The sequence below is a fragment of the Pseudomonas abietaniphila genome (genome assembly GCF_900100795.1).
GTDB classification, from domain to species: domain Bacteria; phylum Pseudomonadota; class Gammaproteobacteria; order Pseudomonadales; family Pseudomonadaceae; genus Aquipseudomonas; species Aquipseudomonas abietaniphila.
The window spans coordinates 48,024-59,427 of the sequence record NZ_FNCO01000025.1; the positions used below are offsets into that span (position 1 = coordinate 48,024).

At 60.9% G+C, this 11,404-nt stretch carries 8 protein-coding genes, 3 tRNA genes and 2 pseudogenes; 12 read left to right on the forward strand and 1 reads right to left on the reverse strand.

What is annotated here, in order from left to right:
- The first annotated feature begins 177 nt into the window (after nucleotides 1-177).
- From accD to BLS87_RS31070, 12 genes and pseudogenes are all read left to right on the forward strand, one after another.
- Nucleotides 178-1,098, forward strand: a complete 921-nt coding sequence (gene accD / locus BLS87_RS31015) for an acetyl-CoA carboxylase, carboxyltransferase subunit beta (protein ID WP_074758943.1) — start codon at nucleotides 178-180, stop codon at nucleotides 1,096-1,098.
- Nucleotides 1,095-2,401 (forward strand): annotated as a pseudogene (gene folC / locus BLS87_RS31020) (bifunctional tetrahydrofolate synthase/dihydrofolate synthase). Before accD ends, folC begins: the two are co-directional and overlap by 4 nt.
- A complete protein-coding gene (locus tag BLS87_RS31025) occupies nucleotides 2,385-3,062 on the forward strand; it encodes an SPOR domain-containing protein (RefSeq protein ID WP_074758918.1) in 678 nt (225 codons plus the stop codon). Before folC ends, BLS87_RS31025 begins: the two are co-directional and overlap by 17 nt.
- 210 nt (nucleotides 3,063-3,272) lie before the next feature.
- A complete protein-coding gene (locus tag BLS87_RS31030) occupies nucleotides 3,273-3,860 on the forward strand; it encodes a CvpA family protein (protein WP_074758920.1) in 588 nt (195 codons plus the stop codon).
- A gap of 12 nt (nucleotides 3,861-3,872) precedes the next feature.
- Nucleotides 3,873-5,381, forward strand: coding sequence for an amidophosphoribosyltransferase (purF, locus tag BLS87_RS31035; RefSeq protein WP_074758922.1), 1,509 nt, complete (start codon nucleotides 3,873-3,875; stop codon nucleotides 5,379-5,381).
- Between the two features lie 21 nt (nucleotides 5,382-5,402).
- Nucleotides 5,403-6,614 (forward strand): O-succinylhomoserine sulfhydrylase, encoded by a 1,212-nt coding sequence (locus BLS87_RS31040; RefSeq protein WP_074758924.1) that lies wholly within the window; start codon nucleotides 5,403-5,405, stop codon nucleotides 6,612-6,614.
- Nucleotides 6,611-7,390: an SDR family oxidoreductase gene (locus BLS87_RS31045; RefSeq protein ID WP_074758927.1), complete on the forward strand. Its 780-nt coding sequence runs from the start codon at nucleotides 6,611-6,613 to the stop codon at nucleotides 7,388-7,390. Before BLS87_RS31040 ends, BLS87_RS31045 begins: the two co-directional genes overlap by 4 nt.
- A 185-nt stretch (nucleotides 7,391-7,575) precedes the next feature.
- Nucleotides 7,576-7,651, forward strand: a tRNA-Val gene (locus BLS87_RS31050).
- Between the two features lie 88 nt (nucleotides 7,652-7,739).
- Nucleotides 7,740-7,816 (forward strand) — tRNA-Asp (locus BLS87_RS31055).
- Nucleotides 7,817-7,944: 128 nt separating this feature from the next.
- Nucleotides 7,945-8,021: transfer RNA gene (locus BLS87_RS31060), tRNA-Asp, on the forward strand.
- Between the two features lie 188 nt (nucleotides 8,022-8,209).
- Nucleotides 8,210-9,475: a 3-phosphoshikimate 1-carboxyvinyltransferase gene (locus BLS87_RS31065; protein ID WP_074758929.1), complete on the forward strand. Its 1,266-nt coding sequence runs from the start codon at nucleotides 8,210-8,212 to the stop codon at nucleotides 9,473-9,475.
- 266 nt (nucleotides 9,476-9,741) lie between these two features.
- On the forward strand, nucleotides 9,742-10,614 hold the full coding sequence (locus BLS87_RS31070; protein ID WP_074758931.1) for a DUF2242 domain-containing protein: 873 nt from the start codon (nucleotides 9,742-9,744) through the stop codon (nucleotides 10,612-10,614).
- A 421-nt stretch (nucleotides 10,615-11,035) separates the two neighbouring features.
- Here the strand turns inward: BLS87_RS31070 and BLS87_RS31075 are convergent.
- Nucleotides 11,036-11,404 (reverse strand): annotated as a pseudogene (locus BLS87_RS31075) (threonine ammonia-lyase, biosynthetic); the annotation flags it as partial.

The window sequence follows — 11,404 nt, forward strand, 5'->3', positions numbered from 1 at the left end:
GGCGTTTCGCGGTAAGAAGTTGAGCGCAGTCATCGGCATATGTGTCGTTACAGCAGGTCAGGCCAAGGCGCCGATCGTTGTGCGACGGTTTGCCAGGCTGCAGACGAAATTTGATTAGGCATGCGCGTGGCATTGATCGCCATCGCGTTTCGGCCACCGGTACTGGAGAAAGAAAGCATGAGCAACTGGTTGGTAGACAAACTGATCCCTTCGATCATGCGTTCCGAGGTCAAGAAAAGCTCGGTACCTGAAGGCCTTTGGCACAAATGCCCGTCCTGTGAGGCGGTGCTGTATCGCCCAGAGCTGGAAAAGACCCTGGACGTTTGCCCGAAGTGCAACCACCACATGCGTATCGACGCCCGCGCGCGTCTGAACATTTTCCTCGACACCGAAGGTCGTCAGGAGATCGGTGCGGATCTTGAACCGGTCGATCGTCTGAAATTCCGTGACAGCAAGAAGTACAAGGACCGTCTGACCGCCGCCCAGAAGCAGACCGGCGAAAAAGACGCACTGATTTCCATGAGCGGCACGCTGTTGAACATGCCGGTGGTGTGCAGTGCCTTTGAATTCTCGTTCATGGGCGGTTCGATGGGTGCGATCGTGGGCGAGCGTTTCGTTCAGGCCGCCAACTACGCGCTGGAAAATCGTTGCCCGATGATCTGCTTCGCCGCGTCCGGTGGCGCGCGCATGCAGGAAGCACTGATTTCCCTGATGCAGATGGCCAAGACCTCGGCGGTCTTGGCGCGCCTGCGTGAAGAAGGCATTCCGTTCATTTCCGTACTGACCGACCCGGTCTACGGTGGTGTGTCGGCAAGTCTGGCGATGCTGGGTGACGTAATTGTCGCCGAGCCTAAGGCCCTGATCGGTTTTGCGGGTCCTCGCGTGATCGAGCAAACCGTGCGTGAAAAACTGCCGGAAGGCTTCCAGCGCAGTGAGTTCCTGCTGGATCACGGCGCGATCGACATGATCGTTCACCGCCAGGAGCTGCGTCAGCGCCTGGGCAATCTGCTCGCTCAGATGATGGGCCTTCCGACCCCTAAATTCGTCGCCCCGAAACTCGAGCCGATCGTTGTTCCGCCGGCTCCGGCGAACATATGACCGCACGCTCTCTGAGCGACTGGCTCAGCTACCTGGAGCAGCTGCATCCGTCTGCCATTGACATGGGGCTGGACCGTTCGCAACAGGTAGCGCTGAACATCGGTCTGAGCCGCCCCGCGCCTCGCGTCATTACGGTCACCGGCACCAACGGCAAAGGCTCGACCTGTGCCTTTGTCGCCTCGTTGTTGCAAGCGCAGGGCTTGAAGGTCGGCGTCTACAGCTCGCCACACCTGGTCCGTTACAACGAGCGGGTGCAGGTGCAGGGCGTTGAAGCCACCGATGAGCAGTTGTGCGAGGCCTTCGAGGTGATCGAGAAGGCGCGTGGCGACATTTCCCTGACTTACTTTGAAATGGGCACGCTGGCGGCGTTCTGGCTGTTCGAGCAGGCGGCGCTGGACGCTGTGGTGCTGGAAGTCGGTCTGGGCGGGCGGCTGGATGCGGTCAACCTGATAGACGCCGACATGGCGCTGGTGACCAGTATCGGTGTCGATCATGCCGAGTGGCTGGGCAACACCCGAGAGTCGGTGGCGTTCGAAAAAGCCGGTATTTTCCGTGAAGGGCGTCCCGCGCTGTGTGGCGATCTTGATCCGCCTCAGCCGTTGCTGGATCGCGCGCAGGCCTTGAATTGCCCGCTGTCCTTGCGCGGCACTGATTTCGATCTGTCCGTCGAGTCGGCGTCCTGGAACTGGTTTGGCACCGATGCCAAGGGGCAACGCGTCGAGTTGCGCGACCTGCCGCTGCTCGACTTGCCGATGCAGAATGCCGCGCTGGCGTTGCAGGCCTATCTGTTGATGGGGCTGCCGTGGAATGAGGCATCCATTCGTGCTGCCTTGCTGGATACGCGTGTCACCGGCCGACTGGATCGGCGTACGTTTGAGTGGCAGGGTAAGCAGTTGCACCTGTTACTGGATGTTGGGCACAACCCGCATGCGGCGGTCTTCCTGGCTCAGCGCCTGGATCAGCGGCCTGTCGCGGGCGAGCGTCTTGCGGTGTTCGGCCTGCTCGGCGACAAGGATCTGGACGGCGTGCTGAGCGCGCTGACGCATTGCTTCATCCGTTGGGCGGTGGCGCCGCTGCCGACTGCGCGCAGTCGCTCGGAGCAGGAAATTGCTCAGGCATTACAGAACCTTGGCGCGACCGTGACGTCCTACCCCAGTGTCGCGCAGGCGCTTGAGGCGCAGTGTGCACACGCGACAGCGGACGACGAAATTGTCCTGTTCGGGTCTTTTTATTGCGTAGCCGAGGCCCTGGAATGGCTTGCTGGCGCGTCACGGAGGAAGTGACACATGGCTTTGCTGGATAAGGCGTACAAACAACGCATGGTGGGTGCGCTGGTACTGATTGCCATCGCGGTGATTTTCCTGCCGATGCTGTTTTCGCGTCAGGATGAAGCGCGCCATGTGCAGGTGGATGCGCCCGCGGCCCCGCAAGCGCCCGCCGTTTCTCAGCTTAAAGTCGAGCCGGTGTCGGTTCCCGAGCAGCAACCGCTGCCACAAGAGCCCGTACCGACCGATGAAGAGCTGGCGCATCCCAGCCAGCCGACGGTCAACCAGCAACCTCCGTCCATGCCGATCGCGCCGGCGCCGTCCAAGCCTGTTGCGTCTGCGCCTGCTGCGAAGGCCACACCGGCGCCGGCTCCGGCTAAAACGGCACCGGCCCCTGCTGCGCCAGCACCTGCCCCGGCAGCGCCTGCCGCTGAGCCGAATCGGGTCGATGCCAACGGCCTGTCGATCACCTGGGCGGTTCAGGTCGCCAGCCTGTCCAACCGGGCCAATGCCGATAATCTGCAGAAAACCCTGCGCACTCAGGGCTACAACGCCTATATCCGCACGTCTGACGGCGTGAACCGGGTGTTTGTCGGTCCGCTGATCGAGCGCGCCGAGGCGGATCGCTTGCGTGACCAACTCGACAAGCAGCAGAAGCTCAAGGGTATCGTCGTTCGCTTCGTGCCTGAACGAAAGTAATCCCGAGCCGGCAGCACGTCTCTGTTCGCGAGCAAGCGCGTTCCTGCATAGGGAATCGTGGGCTTGCTCGGCGAGCGGGCGCGATTCGAGGCTGTGGCGCCTGCCAAAGTCCAATAGTTCGCGTTAATTGGCGACCATCCGTAATCCCTGCTTACCGCCGGGCGAGCGCTCTGCTAAAATGCGCCGCCTTATCCGTCTGCAGGCTTCAACGTGGCATTTACTCCGGTTGACTGGGCGATCCTTGCGATTGTCGCCATCTCCGCATTGATCAGCCTCAAGCGTGGCTTCGTCAAGGAAGCGCTGTCTTTGCTGACCTGGATCATTGCCGGTGCGGTTGCCTGGATGTTTGGCGGGTCGCTTTCGCAGTATCTGGTCAACTACATCGAAACACCTTCAGCCCGTGTGATTGCCGGCTGCACTATTCTTTTCGTCGCCACCTTGCTGGTCGGCGCCATGGTCAACTTTCTGATCGGGGAACTGATTCGCGTCACCGGCCTTTCCGGGACCGATCGTTTTCTGGGTATGGTCTTCGGCGCGGCGCGCGGAGGCCTGCTGGTCGTCATCGCGGCCGGGCTGTTGAGCCTGGGCCCGGTACAACAGGATCAATGGTGGCAGCAGTCCAGGCTGCTCCCACAATTTGTCACGGTCGCTGACTGGTCGAAAAACCTGATTCTCGGGATGTCCAGCAAGTGGCTAGCCAGCGGAGTCAGCGTACCTGTTGATATCCCGTTCAAGGATCACCTCCTGCCGCCTACAACGCCGCAGGAAGTGCTCGGTAAATCCAGTTCCACTAAGTAGGGGTTGTGTCGCATGTGTGGCATCGTCGGTATCGTCGGCAAGTCGAACGTCAATCAGGCGCTGTATGACGCGCTCACCGTCCTCCAGCACCGCGGCCAGGACGCTGCCGGTATCGTGACCAGCCATGACGGCCGGTTGTTCCTGCGCAAGGACAACGGTCTGGTTCGTGATGTGTTCCACCAACGCCATATGCAGCGTCTGGTCGGCCACATGGGCATTGGTCACGTACGTTATCCAACCGCGGGCAGCTCGACTTCGGCCGAAGCCCAGCCGTTCTACGTCAACTCGCCGTACGGCATCACGCTGGCGCACAACGGCAACCTGACCAACGTCGAGCAACTGGCCAAGGAGATCTTTGAATCTGACCTGCGCCATGTAAACACCAACTCCGATTCGGAAGTGTTGCTCAACGTCTTCGCTCACGAGCTGGCCGTGCGCGGCAAGCTGCAGCCGACCGAAGAAGACATCTTCGCGGCCGTGACCGACGTGCACAACCGTTGCCGTGGTGGCTACGCCGTTGTGGCGATGATCACCGGTTATGGCATCGTCGGTTTCCGTGACCCGGACGCCATCCGCCCGATCGTGTTCGGCCAGCGTCATACCGACGAAGGCGTCGAGTACATGATCGCTTCAGAAAGCGTTGCGCTCGACGTGCTGGGCTTCACGCTGATCCGTGACCTGGCGCCGGGCGAAGCGGTTTACATCACCGAAGACGGCAAGCTGCACACCCGTCAGTGCGCAAAGAGCCCGAAATACGCTCCGTGCATCTTCGAACACGTGTACCTGGCGCGCCCGGACTCGATCATCGACGGTATTTCGGTCTACAAAGCGCGTCTGCGCATGGGCGAAAAGCTGGCTGACAAGATCCTGCGCGAGCGTCCCGATCACGACATCGACGTGGTCATCCCGATTCCGGACACCAGCCGCACGGCCGCCCTTGAGCTGGCCAACCACCTGGGCGTCAAGTTCCGTGAGGGCTTCGTCAAGAACCGTTACATCGGCCGGACCTTCATCATGCCGGGTCAGGCAGCTCGCAAGAAGTCCGTGCGCCAGAAGCTCAACGCCATCGAACTTGAGTTCCGTGGCAAGAACGTGATGCTGGTGGACGACTCCATCGTGCGCGGCACCACGTGCAAGCAGATCATTCAGATGGCCCGCGAAGCCGGCGCCAAGAACGTGTACTTCTGTTCCGCAGCTCCCGCTGTGCGCTTCCCTAACGTCTACGGCATCGACATGCCGAGTGCTCACGAGCTGATCGCTCACAACCGTTCGACTCAGGACGTGGCCGACCTCATCGGTGCCGACTGGTTGATCTATCAGGACCTCAGTGACCTGATCGAAGCGGTGAGCGGCAGCAAGAAGATCAAGATCGATAACTTCGATTGCTCGGTCTTCGACGGCAAGTACGTGACCGGTGACATCGACGAGCACTACCTGAACAAGATCGAGCAGGCGCGTAACGACGCCTCCAAGGTCAAGACTCAGGCTGTCAGCGCGATCATCGATCTGTACAACAACTAATTCAGACAAGGAGTAGGCGGCATGACTCAGCAATGGGATGCCGGTCGACTGGACAGCGATCTGGAAGGCGTAGGGTTCGACACCCTCGCTGTTCGCGCTGGTCAGCACCGTACGCCGGAGAGCGAACACAGCGATCCATTGTTCTTCACCTCGAGCTACGTGTTCCGCACGGCAGCCGATGCGGCCGCCACGTTTGCCGGTGACATGCCGGGCAACGTCTATTCGCGCTACACCAACCCGACGGTGCACTCTTTCGAAGAGCGCATCGCCGCGCTGGAAGGCGGTGAGCAAGCGGTCGCGACGTCGACAGGCATGTCGGCGATTCTGGCCACGGTGATGAGCCTGTGCAGTGCCGGCGATCACGTGCTGGTGTCCAAGAGCGTCTTCGGTTCGACTATCAGCCTGTTCGAGAAGTACTTCAAGCGCTTCGGCGTGCAGGTCGACTACGTGCCGCTGGCCGAATTGTCCGGTTGGGACGCGGCAATCAAGCCGAACACCAAGTTGCTGTTCGTCGAGTCGCCGTCCAACCCGCTGGCCGAATTGGTCGACATCGCAGCGCTGGCCGAGATCGCTCACGCCAAGGGCGCGATGCTGGTCGTCGACAACTGCTTCTGTACCCCGGCGCTGCAGCAACCGTTGCGCATGGGTGCCGATGTGGTGGTGCACTCCGCGACCAAGTTCATTGACGGTCAGGGTCGCGCCATGGGTGGCGTGGTCGTGGGTCGCCGCGAGCAGATGAAAGAAGTCGTCGGCTTCCTGCGCACCGCCGGGCCGAGCCTGAGCCCGTTTAACGCCTGGTTGTTCCTCAAGGGCCTCGAAACCCTGAACATCCGTATGCGTGCGCACTGCCAGAGCGCGCTCGAGCTGGCGCAGTGGCTGGAGCAGCAGGACGGCATCGAGAAAGTGCATTACGCCGGTCTCGAAAGCCACCCGCAGCACGACCTCGCCAAGCGTCAGCAGAAGGCATTCGGTGCCGTCGTCAGTTTTGAAGTCAAGGGTGGCAAGGACGGGGCCTGGCGCTTCATCGATGCGACGCGTCTGATTTCGATCACGGCAAACCTGGGCGACACCAAAACCACCATCACGCACCCAAGCACCACCTCCCACGGCCGTTTGTCGCCGCAGGAGCGTGAAGCTGCCGGCATTCGCGACAGCCTGATCCGGGTTGCCGTCGGCCTGGAAGACGTTGCCGACCTCAAGGCCGACCTGGCGCGTGGTCTGGCTGCGCTGTGAGTGAGTTAGTGGTCGAAGCGGCCGGGGTTCACAACGGCCGCGTCGCGTTGGTGACGGGCGCTGCGCGCGGGATCGGACTGGGCATCGCGGCCTGGCTGATCACCGAAGGCTGGCAAGTCGTGCTGGCCGACGTGGACCGTCTGCGTGGCGAGACCGTGGCCGGTGTGCTTGGCGATAATGCCTCGTTCGTCGCTATGGACGTTTCCAGCGAGGAGCAGGTGGCCAAGGGTGTTGCCGAGGTGCTCGGCATGTTTGGCCGTCTGGACGCGCTGGTGTGCAACGCGGCGGTGGCCGATCCCCGCAACAGGGTGCTGGAAAGCCTTGATCTGGCCCACTGGAATCGCGTGCTGGCGGTCAATCTCAGTGGTCCCATGCTATTAGCGAAACATTGTGCGCCGTATCTGCGGGCGCACGGTGGCAGCATCGTCAACCTGAGTTCGACGCGCGCTCGGCAGTCTGAACCCGACACCGAAGCCTACGCGGCGAGCAAAGGTGGCCTGCTGGCACTGACGCACGCGTTGGCCATGAGTCTGGGGCCTCAGGTGCGGGTCAATGCGGTCAGCCCGGGTTGGATCGATGCCCGTGATCCTTCCCAGCGCCGTGCCGAACCGTTGTCCGACGCCGATCACGCTCAACATCCGGCGGGCAGGGTGGGGACGGTCGAGGACGTTGCGGCGACGGTCGCCTGGTTGCTGTCGAAGAACTCGGGGTTCGTCACCGGGCAAGAGTTTGTGGTCGACGGCGGCATGAGCAAGAAAATGATTTATGTGGATTAAGCGCACCCGCACGCTTCAAGCGTGAAGTTGCAAGTGGAATCAAAAGCGAGCCTCGGGCTCGCTTTTTCGTTCCCGGCTTACCCCTGAAGCTTTTAGCTAAAAACGGCGCCTTTGAAAAAAACTTCAAGCAGGCTATTGACTTAGGTTCGGTACCTGCGTAAATTTCGCGGCCTCAGCGAAGCAAAGGGTGATTAGCTCAGCCGGGAGAGCGTCTGCCTTACAAGCAGAATGTCGGCGGTTCGATCCCGTCATCACCCACCATCGTTGAGCACTGAGTAGCTAACGCTATGAGGTTTGAAAGACACGCTGAAGGTTACTGAGATTCAGCAGGACGCAAGTCCACCACTGCGCAGCGGTAGTTCAGTCGGTTAGAATACCGGCCTGTCACGCCGGGGGTCGCGGGTTCGAGTCCCGTCCGCTGCGCCATATTTTCCAGATCGGATCTAGCATCCGGTTTGAGATTGAACGCCACGGCAATCAATCAGTGTTATACGAAGCAGGCTTGATAGAAGCCGGTTTCAACAGAGTTAAACAGACGCAAGTCTGTGCGACACGCAGCGGTAGTTCAGTCGGTTAGAATACCGGCCTGTCACGCCGGGGGTCGCGGGTTCGAGTCCCGTCCGCTGCGCCATACATAGCTTCAAGGCCCTTGAACTCCTTGAAGCGACAAAGAAAGCGACCTTAGGTCGCTTTTTTTGTGCCTGCGATTTGGCCCTACAGTCTGCGGTTGATCATGCGATGCTGCAGATCACGAGGATAAATGACATCATTGCCGGCTTGTTAACGCCGCGCTGACTTCGAATTTGGAGAGCTGGACCCATGGGCATGAACCAAACCATCACTGTGATCCCGCCGGGTGTTCCGTTGACGGGGCATGTTGCGCCACCTGGCTCCAAGTCGATCACTAACCGTGCCTTGTTACTGGCTGCGCTGGCCAAAGGCACCAGCCACCTGCGCGGCGCACTGAAAAGCGACGACACCCGGCACATGTCCAATGCCCTGCGGCAGATGGGTGTCACCATCGAAGAGCCTGACGACACCAGTTTCGTGGTGACCAGCAGTGGCAGCCTGCAGGTGCCTGAAGCGCCGTTGTTCCTGGGAAACGCCGGCACGGCGGTGCGCTTCCTCACCGCAGCGGTGTGCACCGTCAACGGTAGCGTGACGCTGGATGGCGACCATTACATGCAGAAGCGTCCTATCGGTCCGTTGCTGGAGTCCTTGCGCAAGGGCGGTGTGAACGCCGAGAGCGCCACGGGTTGTCCGCCGGTGATCATCCACGGCAGCGGATCGGTCAAGGCCACGCGTTTTGAGATTGATGGCGGTTTGTCGAGCCAGTATGTCTCGGCATTGCTGATGGTTGCCGCCTGTGGCGATGCACCCATTGAAGTCGCGCTGACCGGCAAAGAAATCGGCGCCCGCGGGTACATCGACCTGACCATTGCCTGCATGCGAGCGTTCGGGGCTGAGGTGGAGGTCGTCGACGAGGCGCTGTGGCGCGTTTCACCCACCGGTTACACCGCGTGCGATTATCAGATCGAGCCCGATGCTTCAGCGGCGACTTACCTGTGGGCGGCCGAAGCGCTGACGGCGGGCAAGATCGATCTGGGCGTGGCTGCCGAGGCGTTCACCCAGCCCGATGCCAAGGCGATGGACGTGATCGCACAGTTTCCGAACATGCCGGCGGTCATCAACGGCTCGCAGATGCAAGACGCGATCCCTACGTTGGCAGTGCTGGCAGCGTTCAATAAAACGCCGGTGCGTTTCGTTGATCTGGCCAACTTGCGCGTGAAGGAATGCGACCGGGTTCAGGCGCTGCATGACGGTCTGAATCAGGTGCGTCCTGGTCTTGCGACTGTAGAGGGCGATGACTTGCTGGTTGCGTCGGATCCGGGGTTGGCCGGGACCAGCAGCAATGCGTTGATCAACACGCACTCAGACCACCGCATCGCTATGTGCTTTGCCTTGGCAGGTTTGAAGGTCTCTGGCGTTCGTATTCAGGACCCTGACTGCGTGGGCAAGACCTATCCGGGTTACTGGCGCGCCCTTGAATTCCTCGGTGTGCGCATGGAGCACGGTGAGGTCTGAAGTCTGTTACCCCTGATGGGCATGAGGACGACCGTCAGTCGACTCTTCTGCCCGCTGGGCGTTTTCTCGGCCGTGCTGTGGGGTGACCCAGACGGCCGTGAAACCCCCCCACGCAGCCCGGCGCAGGCTCTGCGGAGCGCTTCTGCCCGCATGGATGTATCCACCTGGTTGCAAACTCTGCGTTGATCCGATGCAAGGCTTGTTGCAGACTTACCGGCGATTTCTCCGGTCCACTGTTCTGTCGACCTTTTTCCCCGGGATGTTTGATGTCTAAATTACTGAGCTTTCGTACCGCATGCTGGGTGCTGGCCCTGCTGGCCGCCGCAGGCTGCTCGTCAAAGAAGCCCACGGTCTATGAGCATGAAAACTTCGATGACGCCGGGACTTTCTCGCGCAATTACCCCGTTTCTGATGCTGCCACTTGCGAGGCAGGGCGCAGGGCGCTACTGAGCCAGGGCTACATCATCACCAGCAGCGATCCGAAAATGATCAGCGGCCACAAGAGCTTCCAGCAGACAGGCGAGACGCACATGGAGATCAGCTTCAGTGTGGTCTGCGCGGCAGATGGCAGCGCTGATGGCAAAGCCACCATGTTCGCCAACGCCCTTCAGGATCGTTATGCGCTGAAGAAGGTGAATAATTCGGCGAGTCTGGGGGTCGGAGTGCTGGGTTCGGTGTCGATGCCGATTGGCTCGACGGACGATTCGATGGTCAAGGTCGCCAGTGAAACGGTGTCTTCGTCCAAGTTCTACGATCGTTTCTTCGCGTTGGTGGAAAACTTCCTACCTCCTGAAGTGAAGAAAGCTGCGCACATCGAAGACAAACCCAAGGCCGATATGGGGATGCCGGAACCTGCGCCTGCCGCAAAAGCGGCGGCGTTGACCGAGCAGAAGCCCGCCGTCGCACCTGCGCCTGCCCCGGCGGTTGTGCCTGCTCCGCTGACCACACCGTCGACCGCGCCAGCGGCGGCGGCCGAGCAGAGCAGTGAACCCATGCCAGCCCCCGCTGAGCCTGAACCGCTGAAGACTGAAACCGCCGCCCCTGTGGAAACACCTGCGCCGACAACAGCACCCACACCGGCACAGGAACCGGCGCCCGCCATCGAGCCAGCGCCCGAGGCAGTGACGCCGGCGCAGTGAGGTCAAGCACACGTTTGGTTCTCTACACGCCCCCTGTGGGAGACGTCGGAGGTTACGACGGCAGCGAATGCGGTGTGTCAGTCGCCGATGATGTGACTGACCCACCGGATTCGCCACTGTCGTAACCTCCAGCAGCTCCCACAGGTTTGCGCCAGTCACACATTTGAGGCAGTTACAGGTCTTGTGTCAGTCACACATTTGAGGCAGTTACAGGTCTTGTGTCAGTCACACATTTGAGGTAACCACAGGTTCTGCGGCAGTCACAAGCCTTGCGGCAACCGCGGGTTCTGGGTGTGCCCGGTTCATGTGGGAGACGTCGGAGGTTACGACGGCAGCGAACGCGGTGTGTCAGTCATGGATGTGTTCACTGAGCCACCGCATTCGCGGGCAAGCGCGCTCCTACAGAAGAAGCGGATCCGTTTCAGCCCAGAAACAGCCTGTACGCCGGGTTGTTCGTCTCATCCCAGTACGGATAACCAATCTCCGCCAGCGCCTTGGGCACCAGATGCCGTTCATCCTCCGGCACCACCAGTCCCGCGACGACGCGCCCGTCCGCTGCGCCATGGTTGCGGTAGTGGAACATCGAGATGTTCCATTTGCCGCCCAGCTTGTTGAGGAAGTTGAACAGCGCGCCCGGCCGCTCGGGGAATTCGAAGCGGAACACCACTTCATCGCTGACCCGTTCCGAATGCCCACCCACCATGTGCCGCAGGTGCAGCTTGGCCAGTTCGTTGTCGGTCAGGTCCAGCACCGGGAAGCCTTGCGCGGTCAGGCTGGCGATCAAGGCCTT

Coding starts and splice junctions, on each gene's coding strand:
- accD (WP_074758943.1), top strand. CDS start 178: ATGAGCAACTGGTTGGTAGACAAACTGATCCCTTCGATCATGCGTTCC.
- BLS87_RS31025 (WP_074758918.1), top strand. CDS start 2,385: ATGGCTTTGCTGGATAAGGCGTACAAACAACGCATGGTGGGTGCGCTG.
- purF (WP_074758922.1), top strand. CDS start 3,873: ATGTGTGGCATCGTCGGTATCGTCGGCAAGTCGAACGTCAATCAGGCG.
- BLS87_RS31040 (WP_074758924.1), top strand. CDS start 5,403: ATGACTCAGCAATGGGATGCCGGTCGACTGGACAGCGATCTGGAAGGC.
- BLS87_RS31065 (WP_074758929.1), top strand. CDS start 8,210: ATGGGCATGAACCAAACCATCACTGTGATCCCGCCGGGTGTTCCGTTG.
- BLS87_RS31070 (WP_074758931.1), top strand. CDS start 9,742: ATGTCTAAATTACTGAGCTTTCGTACCGCATGCTGGGTGCTGGCCCTG.